Annotated in this window: 19 protein-coding genes and 1 pseudogene; 6 read left to right on the forward strand and 14 right to left on the reverse strand. The window is 69.9% G+C overall.

Features of this window, described 5'->3' with window-relative positions:
• Positions 1-4: 4 nt before the first annotated feature.
• Positions 5-1,012 (reverse strand): LacI family DNA-binding transcriptional regulator, encoded by a 1,008-nt coding sequence (locus QR78_RS02555; RefSeq protein WP_244276286.1) that lies wholly within the window; start codon positions 1,010-1,012, stop codon positions 5-7.
• Positions 1,013-1,159: 147 nt separating this feature from the next.
• On the opposite strand from QR78_RS02555, the gene ptsP reads away from it, so the two are divergent.
• The 4 genes from ptsP (at position 1,160) to QR78_RS02575 (ending at position 7,552) form a co-directional block, all read left to right on the forward strand.
• Positions 1,160-3,712, forward strand: coding sequence for a phosphoenolpyruvate--protein phosphotransferase (gene ptsP / locus QR78_RS02560; protein ID WP_048425921.1), 2,553 nt, complete (start codon positions 1,160-1,162; stop codon positions 3,710-3,712).
• Positions 3,709-4,671, forward strand: coding sequence for a 1-phosphofructokinase (gene pfkB / locus QR78_RS02565; RefSeq protein WP_048425922.1), 963 nt, complete (start codon positions 3,709-3,711; stop codon positions 4,669-4,671). Before ptsP ends, pfkB begins: the two co-directional genes overlap by 4 nt.
• A gap of 257 nt (positions 4,672-4,928) precedes the next feature.
• A complete protein-coding gene (locus QR78_RS02570; RefSeq protein ID WP_048425923.1) occupies positions 4,929-6,632 on the forward strand; it encodes a fructose-specific PTS transporter subunit EIIC in 1,704 nt (567 codons plus the stop codon).
• Positions 6,633-6,814: 182 nt separating this feature from the next.
• Positions 6,815-7,552: a LuxR family transcriptional regulator gene (locus QR78_RS02575; protein ID WP_053220765.1), complete on the forward strand. Its 738-nt coding sequence runs from the start codon at positions 6,815-6,817 to the stop codon at positions 7,550-7,552.
• Between the two features lie 31 nt (positions 7,553-7,583).
• Here the strand turns inward: QR78_RS02575 and QR78_RS02580 are convergent, their stop codons facing one another.
• From QR78_RS02580 to QR78_RS33780, 3 genes are read right to left on the reverse strand one after another with little or no spacing between them, the layout of a single operon-like run.
• Complete coding sequence (locus QR78_RS02580; protein ID WP_048425924.1) at positions 7,584-8,663, reverse strand: hypothetical protein; 1,080 nt, start codon at positions 8,661-8,663, stop codon at positions 7,584-7,586.
• Positions 8,664-8,671: 8 nt separating this feature from the next.
• Complete coding sequence (locus QR78_RS02585; RefSeq protein ID WP_125900892.1) at positions 8,672-9,340, reverse strand: hypothetical protein; 669 nt, start codon at positions 9,338-9,340, stop codon at positions 8,672-8,674.
• 26 nt (positions 9,341-9,366) lie between these two features.
• Positions 9,367-9,945, reverse strand: a complete 579-nt coding sequence (locus QR78_RS33780) for a hypothetical protein (protein WP_125900895.1) — start codon at positions 9,943-9,945, stop codon at positions 9,367-9,369.
• 900 nt (positions 9,946-10,845) lie between these two features.
• Here QR78_RS33780 and QR78_RS02590 point away from each other — a divergent pair.
• The gene (locus tag QR78_RS02590) at positions 10,846-11,508 is read left to right on the forward strand and encodes an acyl-homoserine-lactone synthase (RefSeq protein ID WP_048425926.1); all 663 of its coding nucleotides are present in this window, start codon (positions 10,846-10,848) and stop codon (positions 11,506-11,508) included.
• A 28-nt stretch (positions 11,509-11,536) separates the two neighbouring features.
• Here QR78_RS02590 and QR78_RS02595 read toward each other — a convergent pair whose 3' ends face one another.
• From QR78_RS02595 to QR78_RS02635, 10 genes and pseudogenes are all read right to left on the reverse strand, one after another.
• Positions 11,537-12,202: a response regulator gene (locus QR78_RS02595; RefSeq protein WP_048425927.1), complete on the reverse strand. Its 666-nt coding sequence runs from the start codon at positions 12,200-12,202 to the stop codon at positions 11,537-11,539.
• A gap of 459 nt (positions 12,203-12,661) precedes the next feature.
• A complete protein-coding gene (locus QR78_RS35610) occupies positions 12,662-12,817 on the reverse strand; it encodes a hypothetical protein (RefSeq protein ID WP_179945797.1) in 156 nt (51 codons plus the stop codon).
• Between the two features lie 385 nt (positions 12,818-13,202).
• Positions 13,203-14,259 (reverse strand): annotated as a pseudogene (locus QR78_RS32340) (transposase).
• Positions 14,260-14,368: 109 nt separating this feature from the next.
• On the reverse strand, positions 14,369-14,746 hold the full coding sequence (locus QR78_RS02605) for a hypothetical protein (protein WP_048425928.1): 378 nt from the start codon (positions 14,744-14,746) through the stop codon (positions 14,369-14,371).
• Positions 14,747-14,945: 199 nt separating this feature from the next.
• Positions 14,946-15,239 (reverse strand): hypothetical protein, encoded by a 294-nt coding sequence (locus tag QR78_RS02610; protein WP_048425929.1) that lies wholly within the window; start codon positions 15,237-15,239, stop codon positions 14,946-14,948.
• 18 nt (positions 15,240-15,257) lie between these two features.
• Positions 15,258-17,504, reverse strand: a complete 2,247-nt coding sequence (parC, locus tag QR78_RS02615; protein WP_048425930.1) for a DNA topoisomerase IV subunit A — start codon at positions 17,502-17,504, stop codon at positions 15,258-15,260.
• A 96-nt stretch (positions 17,505-17,600) separates the two neighbouring features.
• Positions 17,601-18,341 (reverse strand): DNA repair protein RecO, encoded by a 741-nt coding sequence (recO, locus tag QR78_RS02620; protein ID WP_048425931.1) that lies wholly within the window; start codon positions 18,339-18,341, stop codon positions 17,601-17,603.
• Positions 18,342-18,417: 76 nt separating this feature from the next.
• Positions 18,418-19,110 (reverse strand): HAD family hydrolase, encoded by a 693-nt coding sequence (locus tag QR78_RS02625; RefSeq protein WP_244276288.1) that lies wholly within the window; start codon positions 19,108-19,110, stop codon positions 18,418-18,420.
• A 135-nt stretch (positions 19,111-19,245) separates the two neighbouring features.
• Complete coding sequence (locus tag QR78_RS02630; protein WP_053220766.1) at positions 19,246-20,814, reverse strand: PAS domain-containing sensor histidine kinase; 1,569 nt, start codon at positions 20,812-20,814, stop codon at positions 19,246-19,248.
• Positions 20,815-21,205: 391 nt separating this feature from the next.
• Positions 21,206-21,892, reverse strand: coding sequence for an SGNH/GDSL hydrolase family protein (locus QR78_RS02635; RefSeq protein ID WP_048425932.1), 687 nt, complete (start codon positions 21,890-21,892; stop codon positions 21,206-21,208).
• A gap of 237 nt (positions 21,893-22,129) precedes the next feature.
• Here QR78_RS02635 and QR78_RS02640 point away from each other — a divergent pair, with 237 nt between their 5' ends.
• Positions 22,130-23,110 carry a hypothetical protein gene (locus tag QR78_RS02640; RefSeq protein ID WP_048425933.1) on the forward strand — a complete coding sequence of 327 codons (981 nt, stop codon included), beginning with the start codon at positions 22,130-22,132 and terminating at the stop codon, positions 23,108-23,110.
• Positions 23,111-23,165: the final 55 nt, after the last annotated feature.

A 23,165-nucleotide genomic window follows, 5' to 3' on the forward strand; every position in this document is an offset into this window, starting at 1 on the left:
TCCCTCACCGCCGCGCCGTCGAGCCCCGGGCGATCAGCCGGCCGCTCAGCACCACCTTGCGCACCGGCTGGTCCGGATTCTTCAGCCGGTCGAACAGCAGGTCCATCGCCTGGGCACCGATCTCGGCCACCGGCTGCTCGATCACCGTCAGGCCGGGCTCGACCAGATCGGTCCAGGGCTCGTTGTCGAAGCCCGCGAGCGCGATCCCGCCGGGCCAGGCGAGGCCCGCCGCGCGGGCCGCCCGCACCGCCCCCATCAGGATCAGGCCGTTCGACAGCACCAGGGCCTCGGGCCGGTCGGCCCCGGCGAGCCAGCGCGCCACCTCGCCTTGCGCCGGCTCGGCATCCGGCAGGACGGTGCGGACCTGCGGCGCGAGCCCGTGCCGGCGCATCGCCGACAGATACCCGTCCCGCCGCTCCTCGGCGGTCGAGCTCGTCGAGCCGAACAGGCCGCTGATGCGGGAGAAACCCTGCTCCACCAGGTGATCGACGAGGGCGGCACCGGCCGCGACGTTGTCGAGCACCACACCGTCATGGCCGCCCGGCGGGCCGGTCCGGTCGATCAGCACCAGGGGAAACGGAAAGTCCTCCGGCCGCAGCCGCTCGGCAGTGCGGCGGGTCGGCGCGAAGACGACGCCGGTGACCCGCTCCTCCTGCATCAGGCGCAGGTACAGGGCCTCGCGCTCGGCATCCTCGCCGGTGTTGCACAGGATCAGCCGCATCCCGGCCCGGTAGGCCGCATCCTCCACCGCCCGGCTCACCGCGGTGAAGAACGGGTTGCGGATGTCGGCGACGATGAGCCCGATCGTCTGCGCGGCCTGCGAGCGCAGACGGCGGGCCGACAGGTTCGGACGATAGCCGGTCGCCCGCACCGCCGCCTCGACCTGCTCGCGCAGGGCGTCGCTGACCGGGCCCTTGCCCAGGGCCCGCGACACGGTCGCGGTGGATACGCCTGCCGCGCGGGCGACGTCACGGATGCCGACGGCCATGCTCTCGAAAACGTTTTCACTCACGATCGGGAGATCGTGCCAGTCGGCAGGCCATGACGCAAGCCCTGGCGGGGGTCGCTTCCATCCCCATAGGTCATTTCAGTTGACACGGCCTATGAAAACGTTTTCATAAGCAGCAAGCAAAACCGACCTCGTGGGAGGAAGCCTGCCATGTCCGCGCCGACAGCGCCGCGCGTCCTGATCCGTACCGCCGCCGCCCCCGCCGACAAGGAATCGGCCATTCGCGAGGCGGCCCAGCTCCTCGTCGCCGCCGGCTGCATCGACCCAGCCTACGAGGGCAGCATGCTGCGCCGCGAGGGCGTGGCGAACACCTATCTCGGCCACGGCGTCGTGATCCCGCACGGCATGGTCGACGATCGCGCCTTGGTGCGCGAGAGCGGGCTCGCCGTGCTGCAGGTCCCCGCCGGGGTCGCGTGGCACGACGGACAGGACGCCCATCTGGTGGTGGCGATCGCCGCCCAGTCCGACACCCACATTACGATCCTGCGCCGCCTCACCCGCCTGATCCAGGACGAGGCCCGGCTCGCGCGCCTGCGCACCACCCAGGACCCCGCCGAGATCGCCGCCGCGCTCTCCGAGGACGCGCCCGCTCCCGGCGTCGCCGGCCCGGCCGCCGACCTGCCCCACGCCTTCACCTGGACCGTCGACTACCCGACCGGCCTGCACGCGCGGCCGGCTTCCGCCTGGGTCGAGGCGGCGCGCGGCGGGAGCGCCCGGATCCAGGTCCGCCACGGTGCCGAGGTGGCGGACGCCAAGACCCTCATCGCCCTGCTCCAGCTCGGCCTGCGGGCCGGTGACGAGGTGGTGATCTCCGCCGAGGGCGAGGACGCGCCGGCGGCGCTCGCCCGATTGAAGGCCACGGTCACCGGCCTCTCGGCCGGCGAGAAGGCGGCCGCCGCCCGGGCGGCGGAGGCCGTCGCCAAGGCCGCCGCCCCGGTGGCCGGCTGGAACCTGGCCGATCCGTGCCGGATCGTGTCCGGCATCGGCGCCAGCCCCGGCCTCGCCATCGGCCCTGTCCACGTGCTCGGGCCGACCGACGTCGCGGTGCCGGACGAGCCCGAGCCGCTGACGAGCGGCGGCGACCGGCTGCACGCGGCGCTCGAGAGCACGGGCGCCCAGCTCAAGGCGCTCGCCGACGATACCGGCCGACGCCTCGGCCAGGCGGATGCGGGAATCTTCAAGGCGCAAGCCGAGCTCATCGCCGACACCGACCTGATCACGCTCGCCTGCCAGCTGATGGTCGAAGGCCACGGCGTCGCCTATGCCTGGCACCAGGCGGTGGAGCGGATGGCCGGCCAGCTCTCGGCGCTCGGCAACCCGGTGCTGGCCGCCCGCGCCGCCGACCTGCGCGACGTCGGCCGCCGGGTGCTGGCCCAGATCGATCCGGCGCTCCGGTCCGGCCACGCCCTGCCGGACGCGCCCTGCATCCTGCTCGCGCCCGATCTCGCCCCCTCCGACACCGCCGGCCTTGATCCCGCTCGGGTGCTCGGACTCGCCACCGCGCAAGGGGGCCCGACCTCCCACACCGCGATTCTCGCCCGCACCCTCGGCATCCCCTCGGTGGTGGCGGCCGGCGCCAACCTGCTGGCCCTGCCGGCGGGCACGACCGCGATCCTCGACGGCACCACCGGGCGGCTCTACCTCGACCCGAGCGAGGGCGACCTCGCGGCGGCGAGGCACTGGCGCGATCGCCTGCGGGCGACGCAGGAGGAGGAGGCGCGCGAGCGCGGCCTGCCGGCCCGCACCCGCGACGGCCACGCCGTGGCGATCGGCGCCAACGTCAACACCCCCGACCAGGTACCCTTCGCCCTCTCGCAGGGCGCCGAGGGCGTCGGCCTGATGCGGACCGAGTTCCTGTTTCTCGAGCGCGGCGACACCCCGGGCGAGGACGACCAGTACGCCACCTACCGGGCGATGCTGGAGGCGCTGGAGGGCCGCCCCCTGATCGTGCGCGCCCTCGACATCGGCGGCGACAAGCAGGTGCCCCACCTCGCCCTGCCGAAGGAGGAGAATCCCTTCCTCGGCGTGCGCGGCGCCCGCCTGCTCCTGCGCCGGCCCGACCTGATGGAGCCGCAGTTGCGCGCCCTCTACCGCGCCGCGAAGGATTGCGTGCCGGCCGGAGCGCCGACCGGCAAGGACGCGCCCCTCTCGATCATGTTCCCGATGATCACCTCGGTGCCCGAGGTCACGGCCCTGCGCGCGGCCTGCGAGCGGATCCGCACCGAGATCGGTGCGCCGGAGGTGCCCCTCGGCATCATGATCGAGGTACCGGCCGCGGCGATCCAGGCCGACGCGCTGGCCGCCCATTGCGACTTCTTCTCGATCGGTACCAACGACCTCACGCAATACGCGCTCGCCATCGACCGTCAGAACACCGAGCTGGCGCCGGAGGCCGATTCGCTCCACCCGGCGGTCCTGCGCCTGGTGCGGATGACCTGCGAGGGTGCGGCCCGCCACGGGCGCTACGTCGGGGTCTGCGGCGGCATCGCGGGCGATCCGTTCGGGGCGGGGCTGCTCGCGGGCCTGGGCGTGCACGAGCTCTCGATGACGCCCCGCGACCTGCCGGCGGTCAAGGCGCGCCTGCGCGCCGCCACGCTGGCCGACCTCGAGGCGCTGGCCATCGATGCCTGCGCGCAACCCGACGCCGCCTCGGTGCGGGCCCTCGACGGCAAGGCGGGCGAGACCGCGGAGGCGCGGTCGTGACCCGCATCCTGACTCTCACCCTCAACCCGGCGATCGACCGGACCGTCACCCTCGACCGGCTCGTGCCCGGCGCCGTCCACCGCGCCCGGGCGATGCGCGACGATGCCGGCGGCAAGGGCGTCAACGTGGCGAGCTGCCTCGCCGATTGGGGCGTCCCGATCACGGCTGCGGGGGTGCTCGGCGCCGGCAATGCCGCCGTGTTCGAGGCACTGTTTGCGGCGAAGGGCATCGCCGACCGCTGCCTGCGGGTGGCGGGCGAGACCCGCACCAACCTGAAGCTCGTCGACCCCGCCGGCACCACCGACGTGAACCTGCCCGGCCTCGCCCTCGACCCGGCGAGCCTGGACGCGGTGCGGGCGGTGCTGCGCGCGGAGGCCGGACCGGACACGCTGGCCGTGCTCGCCGGCAGCCTGCCGGCGGGCGCCGGGACCGACCTCTACGCGGTGCTCACGGCGGAGCTGAAGGCCGGGGGAACGCGCGTGCTCCTCGACGCCTCCGGCGCAGCCCTCGCCGCGGCGCTGGCGGCGGAGACCCTGCCCGACATCGTGAAGCCGAACCGGCACGAGCTGGAGGAATGGGCCGGGCGGCCGCTCCCCACCCTCGCCGACGTGGTGGACGCGGCCGCGGACCTGGTGCGGCGGGGCATCCCGCTGGTCGTCGTCTCCCTCGGGGAGGACGGCGCGGTTTTCGTGCGCGGCCAGGGTGCAGCGGTGAAAGCCCTGCACGCGCTCGCCCCCGTGGTCGAGGTCGCCAGTACCGTCGGGGCCGGCGACGCCCTGGTGGCCGGGCTGGTGGCGGGGCTCTCGGCCGACCTCGCGCTCGCCGACACCGCCCGCCTGGCGCTGGCCTTCGCGGCCGGCAAGCTGACGAGGGCCGGCGCGAACCTGCCGGATCGCGCGGAGATCAAGGGAATCGCCCGGGCGATCGAGGTTCGCGTTCTACCCGCCGCGAAAATCTAAGACGCGGGTAGATTTCAGCATAGTTCATTAAAGATCCGCTTCTCGAAGTCATCCCGGGGCTCGCCTCAGACGAGAGCCCGGGATCCAGAACCGCAAGCCATGCCGAACGAAGCGGGATGCGGTCCGCTCTGTTCTGCAGGGAAATGCGGTTCTGGCTTCCGGTCGCCGCTGCGCGGCCCCGGAATGACGAACGAGGGCGAAAACTCCGAAGACGCCGCGACACGCATCCAGACGGAACACCCGAGGAGGAACAACCCATGACCCAGTTGGTGGCCGTCGTCGGGGGCGGCGAGCTCGGCACCCATGCGGTGCTGGCGGCCGAGGCCCTGCGCCGGGCGGCGGCGCGGCGCAACCAGCGCCTCGACCTCGAGGTCCGGGGCCGCGGCACCGCCGGCACGCCCCTGACCGAGGGCGCGATCCGGGGCGCCGACGCGGTGCTCCTCGTCGGCTCCGGCGATCTCGGCGCCAGCCGCTTCGGGGGCTTGCGCCGCGCCGAGGTGGGCATCGAGGACGTGCTGACCGACGCCGACCGGGTGATCGAGCGGGCGCTCGCCGGGGCTCCGCCCGCCCCCGCCGGTGACGGCGTGAAGCGCATCGTCGCCATCACCTCCTGCCCGACCGGCATCGCCCACACCTTCATGGCGGCGGAGGGCATCCAGGCCGCGGCGCAGGCGCTCGGCCATCAGGTCCGGGTCGAGACGCAAGGCTCGGTCGGCGCCCGCGACGCCCTGACGCCAGACGAGATCGCGGCGGCCGACATCGTCCTCATCGCCGCCGATACCGGCGTCGATCGCGGGCGGTTCTCCGGCAAGCGGGTCTACGCCACCACCACCAAGGCGGCGATCCGCGACGGCAAGGGCCTGATCGCCACCGCCCTGAAGGACGCCGAGCTGCAGGGTGCGGGAGCCGCGGAATCCGGGCCCGACCGCCCCGCGGCGGCCGAGACGAAGGCCGGCGCCTACAAGCACCTGATGACCGGCGTCTCGTTCATGCTGCCCTTCGTGGTGGCGGGCGGCCTCCTGATCGCGCTCGCCTTCGCGTTCGGCGGCATCGACGCGATGTCGGCGGCCAACAAGGGCAGCCTGGGCTTCGCGCTCGGCGAGATCGGCGCCAAGGCGGCCTTCGCGCTGATCGTGCCGGCGCTCGCCGGCTACATCGCCTTCTCGATCGCCGACCGGCCCGGCATCGCGCCGGGCATGATCGGCGGGATGCTGGCGGCCAACCTCAACGCGGGCTTCCTCGGCGGCATCGCGGCGGGCTTCATCGCCGGTTACACGGTGTCGTTCCTCAACCGCTCGATCCGCCTGCCGAAGAATCTGGAAGGCCTGAAGCCCGTCCTGATCCTGCCCCTACTGGGCACCCTCGTGACCGGCCTCCTGATGGTCTACGTCGTCGGCGTGCCGGTGGCGGCCCTGCTCGCCGCGCTCACCGGCTGGCTCAAGGGCATGCAGGGCGCGAGCGCGCTGGTGCTGGGTCTCGTCCTCGGCGGCATGATGGCGGTCGACATGGGCGGACCGATCAACAAGGCGGCCTATGCCTCCTCGGCGGCGCTCATCTCCTCGGGGATCTACACCCCGATGGCCGCCGTGATGCTCGCCGGCATGACCCCGCCGCTCGGCATCGCGCTGGCCACCCGGCTCTTCCCCGGCCGCTTCACCGCCCAGGAGCGCGAGGCCGGGACCGCCGCGGCGGTGCTGGGCGCGGCCTTCATCACCGAGGGCGCGATCCCCTTCGCGGCCGCCGACCCCCTGCGGGTCATCCCGGCCCTCGTCGCCGGCTCGGCGGCGGCGGGCGCGGTCTCGATGACCTTCGGGGTGGCCCTGCGGGTGCCCCATGGCGGGCTGTTCGTGCTGCCGATCCCGAACGCCATCACGCCGGTGCTCGGCGCGGTCGCGGCCCTCGTCGTCGGCACGCTGATCACCGCCGTTCTGGTCGGGGTGCTCAAGAAGCGGGCGGCCTGAGCCGCAGGAGGACGATCCCGTCCGGGCGGCCTCGGGCCGCCCGGCGAAATCACGCATCCGGGGAGCGTATTTTACCCCCGGATCCTCGCGAGGCGGAGCGTTTCCTGATAGTCTACGGGTGATCCGCGCCTCGTCTCGCGGGGTGTCGCTCGAGACTTGTCGGAAACGGACGGCGCTGCGCGATGGCGGTGATCGGTCAGGTCACGCTGGACCTCGTCCAGGCGGTGAAGGCGGCGCGGAGCGCCGCCGAGATCACGGCGGTGCTGATCCGGGCCGGCGGGATCTTCGGCTACGAGCGCTTCGCCATCGCGGGCGTGCCGCAGAGCGCCGGCGAGAACCTGCCCGACCGCCTGCTGCTGATGCACTGGCCGGAGGAATGGGCCACCCGCTACGTCGCGCGCGGTTACGTCCAGCACGACCCGGTGATGGCGCAGGTCCGGCGGACCACCGCGCCGTTCCTGTGGTCTGAGGTCGAGGTCGAGCGCGACGCCGCCCTGGCCCGGCGGGTCATGGACGAGGCCCCGGCCTTCGGCCTCGGCGACGGGCTCTGCGTGCCCATCCACGACATCGACGGCACCGAGACCGCGGCCTCGTTCGGCGGCGCCCGCATCGATCTCTCGGACGAGGCCAGGGCCGGGCTGCACCTGCTCGCCATCTACGCCCACCTCGCCTCGCGGGGCCTCGGTCCCGCCCTGCCTTCCCGGATCGCGCGGCCGGAGGGTGCCCCGCGCTGCACCCGGCGCGAGATCGAGTGCATCCGCTGGGCCGCCGCCGGCAAGACCGGCTGGGAGACCTCCGAGATCCTGTCCCTGTCCCAGCGCACGGTCGAGGATTACCTGAGCAACGCCGCCCGCAAGCTCGGCGCGGTCAACCGCGTGCAGCTCGTCGCGCTCGCGATGCGGGCGGGATTGATCGAGTGATGCTTCCGAAAGGGATCGTCCGGAAACGGTATCATGCCACCTTTTCGGCCTTCAGCGGTGTCATCAGGGGCGTACTCATCGAGACCGACGGGACCTCGGCACACAAGCTCATGCTGAAAGGCTCCGGCGCCCAGGCCTGAAACCGCATGACTCCTGGAATACGGGGGTTCAGTTCGTGGAGGAGATCGTCGAGAGCGTCGGCGACGAAGTCGTTGAGGATCTTACCGGCCAGGTAACCCGCGCCGAGGAGAACGACCGCCCCCAAGACGGGGCCGAGGGAGAGCGCACCGACCAGCGCGAGGCCCGCTGTCTCGCCGACCCAGGCCGCCGCGACGCCGAGACCGAGCCGGGCGGCTCCGACAGTCACCGTCCGCGTCGGATCCCAGGCCTCGCTCGCGTCCTGCGCGATCAGTACGACCGTCAGGACCAGCTGCGCCGGACGGACGACGCCTTGCAACGCCTTCACGGCGGTGCCGAAAGTGCCGGCCTTCCCCGATCGGTCGATGACCTGCTTGAGGACGTCGATCTTCTCGCTGTCGCTCATCGCTTCGTAGGGACGACCGTTGCTCACTTCGGCTACGAAGCGCGCAAGATCCTTCTTGACCACCGGCGAGACGAAAGACTTACAGACCTTGCCGGCCTGCCGATTGATCTCGGCCGCCCTGCCGGCATTATGCCAGAACGTCATCTCGCGGGTGATCTCCCGCATCGCGATCGCCTCGATCGCGAGGCTCTTGATCGCTGCGACGTCGTTCCCCTGGTGCTGAACTCGGTCGAGAAAGAACTTCGCGTTCTCGCGAATCGCCTGGATGTATTCCCGCCTCGCCTGGAAGTTGGAGATGCTTCCGACGGCCGAGAGAAGGCTTCCCTTCGCGTAGCGTTGGACATCGTCAACGACAGTCCGCGACGGGGCGGACGACCCGGCGTCGTGCCGGCCGTCCAGGTCCCTCAGGAGGCCCAACGCCTCGCTCGCGCCCTCGTCGATCTGTCGCCCTGCGCGGAGGCAATCCCCGGGTGCGAGACAACCGCTCAGCAGCAGAACCCGCTCGCGATCTCGGGTAAGGCCGACCAATCGGTGAAGGTCGGGCTCGGGCGAGGCCGTCACGCTCATGACTACACCTACTGGAGCGTATCGGAACGGCCGATGACGATGTCGGTGACGGGGCTCGTCCCGGCCGCCGTCAGCACCACCGCAACATAGTCGTGATCGACCTCGAATGGTCGTTCCTCGGCCTTGCCGGTATGCTCGGCCCGCGCGGATGCTCCACCACCATTGGTCAGGTTGCGCATGATGCCGAGATTGGTCTCGGCGTCGTAATGCCCGGGTTTGCGGATTTCGGCGCAAACCGTGTTCTTGTGGCTCGACGAGAACGGTCCGTCCCAGAACGGAACGTCCCAGCCGCAGAAGATGTCGGTCGGAACCTCTTCGGTCCTATACACGATACCACCAGCGACGCCTTCGAAGCGTGCAGCATGCACGACGAGGGCGATCGACCATTGTCCGTTCTCGATCACCAGATCGAGCGGGTATTTCCAGACCTTGCCGTGCCAATGCACGTCGGAGCGCAGGAACAGACGTCCGCCGGAGGCATTGAATACGCGCAGCAGCGTGGATGCACCGGAGGCGTACTCGTCCTTCATCCCATTGACGACTTTCATCACCTCGAAGTCGGTGGAGCCTCGCTGCTCCAGGGCGTAGGAGGACAGGAGCGTTGCGGTTGCCGTCGCATCGCGATAGCGCGCGTCGGTCTTCAACGTTGCAGAAGTGACGGCTGGCCCGAGGATCATAGGTTGCCTCCCGATGACGATTCAAATCAAGCAAATGGATATTGATTGCTTGTCGTATATAGTCCGTCAACAACAACTGTCTTACCAAGAAATCCGCGCATGATCGCCGCCACCCGATCGTCTCGCGAAGCCGCCATCGGCTGCGCTTTGCCCGATTCTTCGCCTGTGCGCTTCATGGAAACGGAGCATCCGACAACCCCGCAACGCCAATGCGTCGTTACCCCGGAATCATTTCCACGATATCCAATGGTGAAATTGCCGTACACAATGTTGTTGGGAGCAACCTCATCCTTGGAAACAATGACACTCCACTGTCCTGGATCGACGATGTAGTCAGGCGGGTACTTGGCGATGGACGCTTTTCCCGTGTAGCTCTCGCGATCGAGCCACAGTCGCTCGTCGCTGGCGTTGTAGAGGCGGAACGCGATCGAACCATCGCCCAGTTCGCCCAGCATCGCGTTGACGTGGCGCATCAATTCGAAGTCGCGCAGACCACGTCTTTCGAGAGCGATTCTGGCAAGGTCGTCGTTCGTGATTGTCTGGGCGTCAGCATATCGAGGGTCGAGCTTGATCTGTTCTCGAACCAAGGGAGTTGAGAATAGCATCGATCGTCCTTATTCGATAAGTCGATGAATATAAAGATACGCGAGGACATCGCCTGCCGCAACCAATTTCTATCATCGGTAATTTACAAAAATAGTTGCAAAAAAAATTGTTCAATAAATTTTCTTATATTCAAATTTATGTAATAAAATCGTCTTTGGAAATCGCCTAACGAGGGCGCAGATGGGAATGATATCTTCCTTGGGGCGTCGCACCCGCGACCACGCGATGGCGCCGTGCGGTGGACTGGCCTCGCGCCGGAGCGAGATCGAGAGCATCGCATGGGCCAGCGGCGCGATCGGCCGCGAGACCTCCGAAGTCCGGTCCCTGTCCCAGCGTACGGCCGAGGACGACCTGTGCGATGCCGCCCACTCGCTCGGCGTCGTCGAACGCGGCCCCGCGTCGCCCAGGCGTTGCGGGCGGGATCGATCGACCAGAGCGTTTCTGGACGGAGAAATGCCGACGCGCCGAAAGACGATGCCGGAAGACCGAGGAGCCGGGTTAGCACCCGATCGGTCTCGGCGAGCCCGCGAGGGCATGCCCCGCCGTCCAGAGCGGTCGCTCGTGCCGGTACGGCACGCGGGTACCGGAAAGACGATCGGGCTCGTCCCGCCGCGGTGACGCAGGGAACGCGACGGGGTTCGGATCACGGCCGGCCTTCGCGATCTCCCTCCTACCCGAGAAATCTTTGCCGATTCAAGAAAATCGCACCTTGAGTTGCATAATGGACCGGTCTCCAGAGACTAATACTTTTTTCTACAATTCACTGACGTTTCTATGCCGTATCTACACGCCCTGATCGCCATCCAGAACAAGACCATGCCGATCTCCCCGTAAATTTACGGGCTATCTCATTCTAGGTTCAAAGCTCAAGAAGTGCTCCAGAGCAAGGAGCCCTGATCTTGATCACGATCGTCGATCGCGACAACTGCCGCGACCACGCGGCGCTTCTCGACAGGATATACTGTTTTCGCCACCGTCTCTTCGTGGAGACGATGCGGTGGGAGGCGTGCCGCAAGCCCGACGGGCGCGAGCGCGACCAGTTCGACGGGCCGGACGCCATCCACGTCGCCGGGATCGACGACGGTGAGGTGGTATCCTATTCGCGCCTGCTGCCGACGACCCGGCCGCATCTCCAGACCCATGTCTACCCGCAGTTGCTGCAGGGCGCGACCGCGCCGAGCGGGCCGCGTATCTTCGAGTGGACGCGCTGCGGTGCCGCGCCCTGGCGGCGCGCCGCCGCGACCGCCAAGGACCCGATCGCCGGGCGCCAGTTCGTGGCGGTGGCCGAGCTGACCGGAAGGCTGGGCCTCGACGGCTACCTGATCCAGGCGCACCCGATCATGATCACCCACCTGGCGACCATGGGCTGGGACACCGAGCCGCTGGCGCTGCCGACGATCTACGACGGCAATCCCCTGGTGCCGTTCTTCGCCCGCTGGACGCCGGCCACCGCCGACACCACCCGGGCGGTGTTCGGGCTGGAGGGCACCGCCTACGACGTACCGCGCGGCTTCGGCCGGGGCGACCGCGACCGGGTGCCGCCGGGCCTGCATCTCGCCTGAGCGGGGCTTCGGCTCGCAAGAACCGGCGCTATTCCACCCCGGCGGGGGGCTTGAGGGTCGCGCCGATCCGCGAGGAGACGATCACGGCCTGGGTCCGGCTCTCGACGCCGAGCTTCTGCAGGATCGCCGAGACATGGGCCTTCACGGTCGCCTCCGAGACCCCGAGCTCGTAGGCGATCTGCTTGTTGAGCAGGCCCTCGGACAGCATCATCAGCACCCGCACCTGCTGCGGCGTGAGGGTGGCGAGGCGGCGCATCAGGTCCGCCGTCTCCTTGTCCTCGGAGGCCGACAGCTCGATGTCGGGCGGCGACCAGTTGCCGCCGGCCAGGACCTCGCCGATCGCCTCGCCGATGCGGTCGACCTCGAGGGATTTCGGGATGAAGCCGGCGGCACCGAAATCGAGGGCGCGGCGGATCACCACCGGGTCCTCGTTGGCCGAGACGATGACCACGGGAATCGCCGGGTGCTGCGCCCGCAGGTAGATCAGGCCGGAAAAGCCCTGGACGCCCGGCATGGTGAGATCGAGGAGCACGAGGTCGATCTCGTCCTCGGCGTCGAGGATCTTGGTGAGGGGTTCGAGCCCGCTCGCCTCGATGATCCGGGCGCCGGGCAGGATCGCCGTCACCGCACCCCTGAGGGCGCCGCGAAAGAGCGGGTGGTCGTCCGCGACGACGATGGTGGTCCCGGAACCCAACTCACTCCCCACCACGGCACCTGCGCTCCCGGCGCTCGTCTTCCGGCGCTCTTCGGCCTGCTTCTAATGTCTCTATAGCTTTTTCCGGCAGGCTTGAAACCTGAGGCCGCGCACTATCCACGCCGGCTCATGCTCCGGCGGATTGCGCAGATCACGGCGTGACGACGCCGGACACGACGCGTCTCGTCAAGAATCGGGTTGCGGATGAAGGCGGGCTCGGAGGCACGGCCTCGACGAGATGCCGGGAATCGGGGCCGGCAGGCCATGGAGGCAGGGCCAGACGGGACAACCGGGCGATCTCAAGCCGCCGGTTGCCCCCGGCATCCGGAAGGCGCCACCGATCGTCGTCCCGAAAGAGTGTCGTGCGGGGAGGACGGCGCCCTCCCCGCGATATTGGGCGCGACGTCGTCGACGCCGGATGCGGCGCGCCGTGCAACGGGAGCCCGGCGCGGGCGAGGCTCAGTCGAGCGAGCCGGTGCGGGCCGCCGCGACGGGCTCGACGTAGCGCTGCGCCACCAGCTCGGGCTGGGTGGCGGGGCGGCGCGCCGCCGGGACCGGCTGGGGCGTCGTCACCAGGCCGGCCATGGGCTGCGCCGAGGCGGTCTCGCGGGCCATCTCGCGCATGATCGGCGGGAAGACGGTGACCGAGGATGCACGATCCTGCGCATTCGCCGGGAAGGCCGACAAGACAAGCAGAGACAATGCACAATAATTCAGTGCCGACACCATGATAGCCCCGCGATTTGATTGGATTTGATTGAAAAATACACGGCTTCTTGTGCGGCGCAATATGCCGAACGAATATTTCTGTTGGATGCCAGACCATGAACGATAACACGCTTCATGCGTCATGCCGGCATTAAAATGCCGACATCGCATGATGATCGATGCGCAACAACAAGCTTTGTGGAGTGAAGCTATCAGCCGGCATCGGAACGGGGTTCATCCGCACTTTCGGTACTGGCGGGCGCTCGTCCAGCTGAGCTCTGGGGGTCTCGGTTCACGCAGCATGCAGCACGCGCTGGCGGAGCAGGTCGAACCTGGCGCGACCATATAAGCTGCGCTTGATCACTTCGAGGCGGTTGACCTGCCCGTCACCCTGGCCGTTGCTCCAGGGCTCGGCGATCGCCGCGCGCACGGCCTCCTCGTCCTGCCGAAGCCCGGTGACGACGCCACCGAGTTCACCGGGAGCGGCAGCCTCCAGTCAAGGTGTCAGTCCGGCGGGATCGTCCCGATGCAGGAGATCCGCGGAGGCGCGGACGTCCTCGGCCGCCCGCTTCGAGCGCGGTGGCGCCGTGCAGAGCGCGTCGGTGAAGGCGCGAACCTCGGGCGACAACACGGCTGGACCGCCCGTCAGCCACCGGGTGATGCGGCGTGTCGAGGGGATCCGGGCGGAAGGCGGTCGAGCCGGGGCCCCCGACTTCTGCCGTGCGGCCCAGCGCCGGACGATGTCGTCGTCGCCCGTGAAGCCCTGCGCGCGCACCTCGCGATGGCGAACGGTGGCGCTGCGTTGACCTTGCTGCCGGCGTGCCTCGCCGAAGGAGATGGTAAGGTCGAGCCGGCTCGGGCCTGGGGCACGGCGGTAGGGCACGAACTGGCCGGCCCGGATCCGGCGACGCACGGCGTTGCGCGATGCTCCGAGACGGCGTGCGATCTCCTTGGTCGCTTGACCTGGTGTCGCCGCCGACAGGCATCGCCGGTCGTCGTGACGAACGAGCACCGGGCCCCGCCGAGTACCATGCCGATGTCGGTCTGCGCCTCGGCCAATCGTTCGCTTCGGCGCGCTTTGCGTGACCCCAGCCCCGCTGCGGGTTCGGCAAGGATCCGCCCCGGGCAGTGGCCGCAGGGGGAGCGGCGCATGCGCAGGTGCCACGTCACGCTCCGATCTTGCCACGGCGGGTCCTCGAGTATTCGCCAATACGCGCTTGTGAGCGCGCGTCGAGGATCGGTCGCAACTCGGACAGGTTGCGGGGGCGCGGTGGTCTGGGCGGTGATCAGCAATCCGGCCGTTTCAGCGTCAGGTCATCGACGTGAAGGCCGTCCGGGACCAGCGGCATCGACGGGTGCGAGATCGGCCTCGTGCTGCCCTCCGGCTGCCCTGCACATCAACGCGCGATCCCATGAATCCGCACTCACAATGCGGATGAACCCGTGTTCCACGCCTCATCACAGCTCTCGACGACGCAGCGGATAGCCGGCCCGATGCCGTCGTCGCGCCAGTCCGGCAAAGAGCGGTGGAGCGAGGAGCAGAGCCGCGGCCGCCGCTCCGCTCTCCCACAGCAGGAACAGCGATTCGTCCCGCCGAATCTCGTCGAACCATTCCCAGACCGTCCAGAACTCGATCTGGCCCCAGATCAGGGTGACCGGCCACAACAGCAACCATCGGCGACCTCCGCTCGCCGCCGCGAGGGCGGTGATGAGCAGCAGGACGCCGGTGATGATCCCGTACTCCGCGCGTGTCTCGTCGATCTTGTCCGAGACTTCGGCGAGCGCCGGGTCGGCGGCGAGGATGACCGCCAGGACGACGGAGGCGCGACCGGCCATCCGCTTTCCGATGGTCAGCACCGAGCCACCCGCCTCACCGCTCCGGGACGCGCCTGTCGGCTCCGGGGTGGTGCGGCTTCGGCCCGGGCCGTCCGCCGGTCGAGCCGGGCGGCGGAGCGGCGCAGCGTCATCACGCCGAGAGCCGCCGCGCCTCCCACGAGGCAGGGGACCAGAACCAGGGCGTAGGTCGTCAGGCTCATCATCGCAGGGTCGTCAACGTCAGCCTCGCACCGAAGTGTAGACCAACGCCGAGCACGAACCAAACGGCCATCAGCGCGAGGGCGGGCGCAGTGACGCGGCCCGTCGCCATGGCGGCGGTGAGCGGGGCGACGATCCCCGTGATGGCGAAGCCCGCCGCGCCGATATTCATCAGGTTGGCGGTGAGCTTCACCTGCTCGTTGTGGACGAGGATGTCGCGGGCGAGCCGTGCCCGCTCGCGCTCCTCGTCGCCCTCCCCGTCAGCCTCTCCGCCGGGGCGCGGCCCGTTCGCCATGCGCGATCCGGGCCCCGGTCACGAACGGCCGGCTTTGGGGTAGCCCCGCGGCGCCATCGTGCCGGCGGTGCCGCGATGGCCGACCCACTTCGCCAGTTCCTCGCCCGCCACCGTCCGGGTGCGCCCGGCGCTGTCGGGCCAGGTGAGCCCGTCCGCGAGACGGAAGATCACGACGGAATCGAGGGCGCCGTCGCGGTACTTCTGCAGCCGCACGCCCTTGCCGCGGACCATCTCGGGGATCTCGGCGAGGGGGAAGACCGTCATCAGGCGGTTGGTGCCGCAGGCGGCGACGTGGTCGCCCTCCCCCACCTCGACGACGAGGCTCGCCTGCGCCGGCTCGTCGAGGCCGATCACCTGCTTGCCCTTGCGGGTATTGGCGACGAGCCCGTCCGCCGGCGTGACGAAGCCGCGCCCGTCGGTGGTGGCGAGCAGGAGCTTCACGCCCGGCTTGTGCGCCCAGACGGTGACGATCTCCGAGCCCTCGTCCATGTCGACCATCAGGCGGACCGGATCGCCGAAGCCGCGCCCGCCCGGAAGCTTGGCGGCTTCCAGGGTGAAGACCTTGCCGTTCGAGGCCAGCACCAGGATCTTGGCGGTGGTCTCGGTGAGCAGGCTCACCTTGAGGGTATCGTCGCCCTTGAACTGCACGCCCGAGAGGTCGGCGGCGTGGCCCTTGAGCGCGCGGATCCAGCCCTTCTGCGACACGATCACGGTGATCGGCTCGCGCTCGACCATCGCCTCCGAGAAGTCGATGCCGGAGGTGTCGGGCGGGTTCTCCAGGGTGGTGCGGCGGCGGCCGAGCGGGGTCTCGGGGCCGTAGGTCTTGCGCACGCCGCGGATCTGCTTGGTGATCGCCTTCCACTGCAGGTCGTCGGAGCCGAGCAGGCCGTCGAGGTCGGCCTTCTCGGCGGTCAGCGTGTCGAACTCGCGCTTCAGTTCCATCTCCTCCAGCTTGCGCAGGGAGCGCAGGCGGGTGTCGAGGATGGCGTTGGCCTGCAGCTCGGTCAGCTCGAAGACCCGCATCAGCTCGGCCTTCGGCTCGTCCTCCTCGCGGATGATCTGGATCACCCGGTCGAGGTCGAGATAGACGATGAGCAGGCCGCCGAGGATCTCGAGCCGCCGCTCGATCTGGGCGAGGCGGTGGCGCGAGCGGCGCTGCAGCACGACCCGGCGGTGGTCGAGCCACTCGCGGAGCGCCTCCGCCAGGCCGATCACCCGCGGCACCGTCCCGCCGACGAGCACGTTCATGTTGAGCGAGATGCGGCTCTCGAGTTCGGTGAGCCGGAACAGCGATTCCATCAGCACGACGGGATCGACGGTGCGCGAGCGCGGCTCCAGCACCACCCGCACGTCCTCGGCCGATTCGTCGCGCACGTCGGCCAGCAGCGGCAGCTTCTTCTCGTGGAGAAGCTCGGCCATCTTCTCGATCAGCCGGGCCTTCGGCACGCCGTAGGGAATCTCGGTGACGACCACCACCCAGGTGCCGCGGCCGAGATCCTCCTTCTGCCAGCGCGCCCGGACCCGGAAGCCGCCGCGCCCCGTCCGGTAGGCCTCGGAGATCGAGGCGGCGGAATCGATGACGATGCCGCCGGTCGGAAAATCCGGTCCCTTGACGAAGGTGGTCAGCTGCTCCGACGTCGCGTCGCGATGGCCGATCAGGTAGAGCGCCGCGTCACACAGCTCCGCCACGTTGTGGGGCGGGATCGAGGTCGCCATGCCGACCGCGATGCCCTGCGAGCCGTTGGCGAGCAGGTTCGGGAAGGCCGCCGGCAGGACGACCGGCTCCTCCTCCTGCCCGTCGTAGTTCGGGCGGAAATCGACCGCGTCCTCGTCCATCCCCTCCAGGAGGAGACGGGCGACCTCGGTCATCCGGCACTCGGTGTAGCGCTGGGCCGCCGGGTTATCGCCGTCGATGTTGCCGAAATTGCCCTGGCCGTCGACGAGCGGATAGCGCTGGGCGAAGTCCTGGGCGAGGCGCACGAGCGCATCGTAGACCGCCACGTCGCCGTGGGGGTGATACTTGCCGATCACGTCGCCGACGACGCGGGCGCACTTCTTGTAGGCGCTGCCGGGATCGAGGCGCAGCAGCCGCATCGCGTGCAGGATACGCCGGTGCACGGGCTTGAGGCCGTCGCGGGCGTCGGGCAGCGCCCGGTGCATGATGGTCGAGAGCGCGTAGGCGAGGTAGCGCTCCTCGAGCGCCGCCTTCAGGTCGACGTTCTCGATCCCGTCGCGGTCGGAGGGGGGCTCGAAGGGCTTTCCCATGGGCGCAGATCAACTCACGGTTTCAGCGGTCGCAAGACCAGAACATAACACGAACATCGACCGATGGCCAGGAAGCCGGCGGCCGTGTGCGGGGCGTCACTCGGCCCCGGCGGTCCCGTGGGCCACGAACCGGACCCGCTCCTCCGGCTCGGCGACGTCGCGCGGGCCCCAGATGTGCTGGTCGAGGAAATAACCCGTTAAGGTAAAGCCTTGCTTGACCTCCCGGGGCGTCGGCACGTTGAGGCCGCGGCGGTCGGGTCGGTCGACCAGGAAGTCGGGCAGCGCCAGCAGCCGGTCGCGCCAGGGCTCGCCGGCCGCGGCGCTCACCGCCCGCCCGCTCTTCGGCGAGACATAGGCGAGGTATTCGTTGGTGCCGGTGGCGGCGCAGGCCGAAAGATCGAGGCCGAAGCCGAGCTCGGCGAGCATCGCGAGCTCGAACCGCACCATCAGGGCCGGAGCGATTGCGGGCTCGTGCAGGTGCTCGATCAGCACTTTCGCCATCGCGAACAGGGCGGGATGGGGATCGCGCTCGGGCAGGAGCCGCAGCAGGCCGGCGGCGTAGCCGATGCCGTAGAGGGCGAGGCGCGAGCCGATCAGCCGCGCGCTGGCGCTCTCGATCGGCTCGACCGCATAGGCGCCCAGGCCCTCGTCGAGCCGCGCCCGCCACACCGCCCGCACCAGGTTGCCGGGCTGGAGCACCGGCTGCATCCGCCGCGAGCGCCCGCCATGAACGAGTCCGAGATGGCGCCCGTGCTCGGCGGTCATCAGTTCGAGGACGACGCCGGCCTCGCCGTGCCGCCGCGCCCCGAGAACCAGCCCGTCATCCGTCCACTGCATGAGACGGTCAATAGCCGCTCGGAGGGCGGAACTGAACCGGGTTTCGGCGCGACGTCGATTCGGGGTTGTGATGCCCTCATCCGAGCATTCGGCGAACGTCATGCAGGTCGGGCACGATACAACGGCAAAGACGCCGCATCTCGTCGGTGGCAGGGAGTAAGTCGGGGACCATCACGGTGCACATGCCCGCCGCCGCAGCTGATCTCACCCCGTTGTGGGAGTCTTCCAGGGCCAAGCACTCTTCGGGCTTCACGCCCAACACCTCTGCGGCGCGCAAGAAAGGGTCTGGGGCCGGCTTCCCATGCAGGTAATCGCCAGCGGCGACGATCGCCTGGAAACGACCGTCCAGACTATGTAATTCCAAGTTGAAATCGACATCGGAGCGACTGGACGACGTGCAAATGGCGCGAGGCAAACCCAGCGTGTCGAGCTGCGCTAGCAAGTCTATGACCCCCGGCTTCAAGGCGAGCGCAGGTCTCATGCCGAGCAAATGGCGGTCCCACGCGGTCTCGAACATTTCCACGCCGTCAGGCGAACTGATACGCTCTTGAAGCAATGCCCGGTTCGCGGACCATGGGCGTCCGACCAGAGTGATGAAATCCTCTGTCGTGAATCCGCATCCCAACTCTTCCGACGCCGCCATCATGGCGTGGTGAGAGAGCCTCTCGCTGTCGAAAAGCAGCCCGTCCATGTCGAAGATCACGGCGGCTGGCAGTGCCGATAGGCTGACCGGTCTCATCTGGACATCGACCCCATCTGTCTCAGCCATCGCCTCGCTCAGCCGGAGGGGAGCCTTCCGCCACCGGCAGTCCTTCGAACCGTCAGGTCGAGTGGGTTCGCGCCCTTGGCCCTTCGCCGGCCCCGGCCCTCAGGCCGGCCCCGGCCGTCAGGCCGGCCCCGGCCGTCAGGCCGGCGGCAGCATCACGGCGAACCAGATGCGGGTGCCGCGCCCGGGTTCGCTCGCGACGTCGATCCGGCCGCCCATCAACTCGACGAGGTGGCGGCAGATCACGAGGCCGAGCCCGCTGCCGCCGTAGCGGCGACGGATCGATTCGTCGCCCTGGCCGAAGGGCACGAACAGACGCTCCTGCTGCGCCGCCGACATGCCGATGCCGGTGTCGCTCACCGTGAACAGGATCCGCCCCTCCCCGCCCCGCCCGGTCTCCGGGCCCACCGTCAGGACGACCCGGCCCGCCGGCGTGAACTTGACCGCGTTGGTGAGGAGGTTGAGCAGCACCTGGCGCAGGCGCCCGGTATCGCCGAGCACCAGGGCCGGGGTGGCGGGGTCGCGCACGACCTCCACCGCCACGCCCTTGCGGGCGGCCGCTCCCCGGGCCACGGCCGCGGTGCCCTCCAGGAGATCGGCGAGCACGAAGGCTTCCGGATCGAGGGTGACCTGGCCGGCCTCGATCTGCGCCACGTCGAGCACGTCGTCGACGACCCGGATCAGGATCTCGCCGGCTTCCTGCACGGCGGCGAGGTGGCGCAGGGTCTCGGGTTCGCGCGAGCGGCTGAGCATGTGCTCGGTGTAGCCGAGGACCGCGTTGAGGGGATTGCGGATCTCGTGGCTCATCATCGCCAGGAAGTCCGACTTGGCGCGGTTGGCCTGCTCGGCGCCCTCCTTGGCGTTGGACAAGGCCTGCTCGGCGCGCTTGCGGGGCGTGATGTCGAGGGTGAGGCCGACGATGCGCCCGCTCATGCCGTGGGCGTCGTCCAGGACGCGGCCGAGGCTCTGGATCCAGCGGATGCCGCCGAGTTCCGAGGTCACCCGCACGTCGACCGAGAACGGGGTGCGGGTGGTGACCGCCCGGGTCACCGCATCCCACAGGGTCGCGCGGTCGTCGGCATGGACCAGCCCGGTCCAGGACGAGGAGGTGATCGTGCAGGCCTGGGCCGGGAGGCCGTGCAGGCGGGCGCCCTCCGCCGAGAGGGAGAGCGCGCCGGTGCGCATGTTCCAGTCCCACAACCCGACGCCGGCGGCCTTGTGGGTGAGGAGCAGCAGGTTGGTGGTGGCCTCGAGGGCCTGGTTGTCGGCCACGACGTCGTCGACGTCGGCCGCGGTCATCATCCAGCCGGCGATGTCCGCGCCCTCGCGGATCGGCACCAGGTCGGTCTGGTGCCAGTGCCAGCGCCCGCTGGCATCGCGCAGGCGGATCGTCAGGTCGTAGGGTTGGCCCGAGCGGATCGCCGCGACGCGGGCCGCCACGACCCGGTTGCGATCCTTGGGGTGGATCGCCCCGTCCCACGAATCGGGCTCGCCGATCCCGGACCCGACCTCGCGGGCCGCCCGGTTGACGAACGACACCGCACCGGCCGCGTCGAGGACCCAGACTTTATGCGGCAGGGCGTCGAGGAGGATGTGCGACGGCAGGTTTGCAGGTCCTCGGTGGCGCTCAGGCGGCGCGCGGCCGAGGGCGTTGTCCGGCCGCGAGACCGGAACGCCCTCGATCGGATGCGCGGTGCGCGCCATCATCTGTCTTCCCTCCGACCGCCCCCGGCTCGGGGGAGACCTGCGCTCCTTGCGGAACCGACCTCGATTGGCGCCCCGCTGCCGGACGCCCCGCGCGCACGACCGAATCGGACAAATCCCGATACTGCTTCTGCTAACCTAAGGGCGCGATTTGTCAAAGAGCTCCGGCGAGCATTCCAAAACTTTCCCGTGAAGAATCGCCGCGGTACCATGACCTGTCGGCCGAGCCCTAAAATCACCTGGGCACTTGCCGGCCGGGAGTCGGGAATAGGGTGCACCATCGGTGGCATGGCGCACCTCTACAGTCCCAGGGGATATCCTGGCCGGCGGCGAGGCCCGCAATTCAAGTATAAGTCGTCCCAATTCATGTCCTCACCGCCGGCCATCCTCTCCGTCACAGCGTGCGCGCCGCAACACCCGGACAGGCGGCGGCTTCGAGGCGCGCGGCGACGCGATCGCGGGAATGTGAGCCGAGCCCGAGATGCACGCCGTCCGGCGACCGGGCGAGGCCGGCCGGGTTGCGCAGGTCGGCGAAGGCGTCGACGAAGCGACATCCGGCCCGGCGGCACTCCTGCTCGATGATGCCCGAATAGGTGGCGGCGGCGGCGACGTCGTAGAAACGCGTCACGCCGGGCCGGCTGGAATCGAAGGGGGGAATCGGCGTCGCGACGACGGCGTGCGCTCTCGGTGCCAGCTCGGCGAACAGCGCCCGGATCTCGGTCCGGAAATGCTCGGTCGCCTCGGGATTTCCGGCGCGCTGGCGCTCCGTGAGGTCGTTGGTGCCGATCGTCACCACGATCGCGTCCGGCGGCCGCGGCAGCACGATCCATCCGGCCACGGCCCGCAATCCGGCCGTGCGGGTTCCCGCGATGGCGCCGTTGACGGCGGGGTGGCCGCACAGGGTCGGCAAGGAGAGCCGCTCCATCTGCGAATCGCCGAGGAGCAGGCTGTAGGGTCCCTCGACCTGCTTGAGCAGGCCGGAGACCGCGAAGGCCCGCGCCTCCCGGAACGCCGCCACGCCCTGCCCGCCATCGGACCGGTGCCCGAGGACGAGGTATCCGCCGAGTGCCGCCGCCGCCACGACGGCCGCGATCGCGACTCCAAGAATTGTTTTCCGCACCCGCTGCGTCCGATCCCGACGCCCCCGCTCCGCGTGCACAAGCGCTGACACGCAGCGGCCTGTCAATCGCGGTGCGCGGCCGGTACCGGATCGTCAACCGCACGTTATCCACAGGTCCGGGGCTTTTCCCCGACATCTTCACGCCTGATTCGGCGGTTCTGTTCATGGTTGAGGGCAGGTCAACGGAGAGCCCGCACCATGATGCCAGTGGAGATCGACCCGTCCGAGGTGCGTACGCCCCGCAACGATGCGGCGGGGCGCGCATTCCCGCGTCTCGGCCGTCCGGCGATGCTGGCCGCCCTGGCCGTGGTCGGGATCGGCGGCTGCGCGGGCCTCGCCGCCGCGGCCTATCCATCGGTGAGTGCCCTGCTGCGGCCGCGGCCGACGGAGGTCCATTTCGGCCGCGTCGCCGACATGCCCGAGATCAAGGACGGCATTCCGGCCCTGCGCACGACCCCTCCCCCGACCGTGCGCAAGGTCGAGATTCCGCCGGCAGCGCCGCCTTCCGCACCCGTCGCCCTGCTGGACCCGAAGCCGGCCGTGCCGCCCGTCCCCCTGGTATCGCCTGCCGCCGACGTGGCCGCGACAGGGACGGCCCTGGTGACGGCGCCGGCGACCGTCGCCAAGGTGCCGGAGACGCCCCGTCAGACCGTCGCGGCCCGGGATGTCGCCACGCCCCGCGAGGTGGCAATGTCCCGCGAGGCGGCAACGGGCCGCGAGGCGGCAGCGGGCCGCGAGGCCGTGACGCCCCGCGCGGTGCCGGCGCGTGCGCGTTCGGCGGAATCCACACCGCTGCCCCCGGCCCGGGCGGTCCCGGCGAAGCCCGCCACCCCACCGCGCGAGACGGTGGCCGAGGGGAAGGCCGCGAAGCCGGTCCATGCCCGGGAGGCGAAGGCCGAGACGCCCCGGCCCGCTTCGGCAAAGCCGGCCGGCGAGAAGGCCGCCGCCGAGAAGCGCCCGGTCGAGCGCGTCGCCGCGGAGAAGCCGGCGCCCCGGCGCGAGAAGCCGGAGGCGCATCAGCGTACCGCTGCCGCCCAACCTCCCGCCGCGGCCCCGGCCGAGGAGCCGACCCGCTTCCTCGGGGTGCCCCTGCCCGACCTCGCCCCGGCCGGCCGGGCGATCAAGGACACCGTGAAGGACACGGTGGACGCCGTGATCTCGTTCCCGAGCCGGCTCTGATCGGCGGCGTCCGATCGGCAGCTCGGGAACCACCAGCCTCGCGAGAGCCGGCCTT

The organism is Methylobacterium indicum (assembly GCF_001043895.1).
GTDB classification, from domain to species: domain Bacteria; phylum Pseudomonadota; class Alphaproteobacteria; order Rhizobiales; family Beijerinckiaceae; genus Methylobacterium; species Methylobacterium indicum.

Excerpts from the sequence above, each read along its gene's own strand:
- recO (WP_048425931.1), bottom strand. The coding sequence starts at position 18,341 with ATGCAGTGGACGGATGACGGGCTGGTTCTCGGGGCGCGGCGGCACGGC.
- QR78_RS02605 (WP_048425928.1), bottom strand. The coding sequence starts at position 14,746 with ATGGCCGGTCGCGCCTCCGTCGTCCTGGCGGTCATCCTCGCCGCCGAC.
- QR78_RS33780 (WP_125900895.1), bottom strand. The coding sequence starts at position 9,945 with ATGCTATTCTCAACTCCCTTGGTTCGAGAACAGATCAAGCTCGACCCT.
- QR78_RS02575 (WP_053220765.1), top strand. The coding sequence starts at position 6,815 with ATGGCGGTGATCGGTCAGGTCACGCTGGACCTCGTCCAGGCGGTGAAG.
- QR78_RS02640 (WP_048425933.1), top strand. The coding sequence starts at position 22,130 with ATGATGCCAGTGGAGATCGACCCGTCCGAGGTGCGTACGCCCCGCAAC.
- ptsP (WP_048425921.1), top strand. The coding sequence starts at position 1,160 with ATGTCCGCGCCGACAGCGCCGCGCGTCCTGATCCGTACCGCCGCCGCC.
- QR78_RS02630 (WP_053220766.1), bottom strand. The coding sequence starts at position 20,814 with ATGATGGCGCGCACCGCGCATCCGATCGAGGGCGTTCCGGTCTCGCGG.
- QR78_RS02580 (WP_048425924.1), bottom strand. The coding sequence starts at position 8,663 with ATGAGCGTGACGGCCTCGCCCGAGCCCGACCTTCACCGATTGGTCGGC.
- QR78_RS02585 (WP_125900892.1), bottom strand. The coding sequence starts at position 9,340 with ATGATCCTCGGGCCAGCCGTCACTTCTGCAACGTTGAAGACCGACGCG.
- QR78_RS02625 (WP_244276288.1), bottom strand. The coding sequence starts at position 19,110 with ATGGCTGAGACAGATGGGGTCGATGTCCAGATGAGACCGGTCAGCCTA.
- QR78_RS02570 (WP_048425923.1), top strand. The coding sequence starts at position 4,929 with ATGACCCAGTTGGTGGCCGTCGTCGGGGGCGGCGAGCTCGGCACCCAT.
- QR78_RS02610 (WP_048425929.1), bottom strand. The coding sequence starts at position 15,239 with ATGGCGAACGGGCCGCGCCCCGGCGGAGAGGCTGACGGGGAGGGCGAC.
- QR78_RS35610 (WP_179945797.1), bottom strand. The coding sequence starts at position 12,817 with ATGGCCCGCGAGACCGCCTCGGCGCAGCCCATGGCCGGCCTGGTGACG.
- parC (WP_048425930.1), bottom strand. The coding sequence starts at position 17,504 with ATGGGAAAGCCCTTCGAGCCCCCCTCCGACCGCGACGGGATCGAGAAC.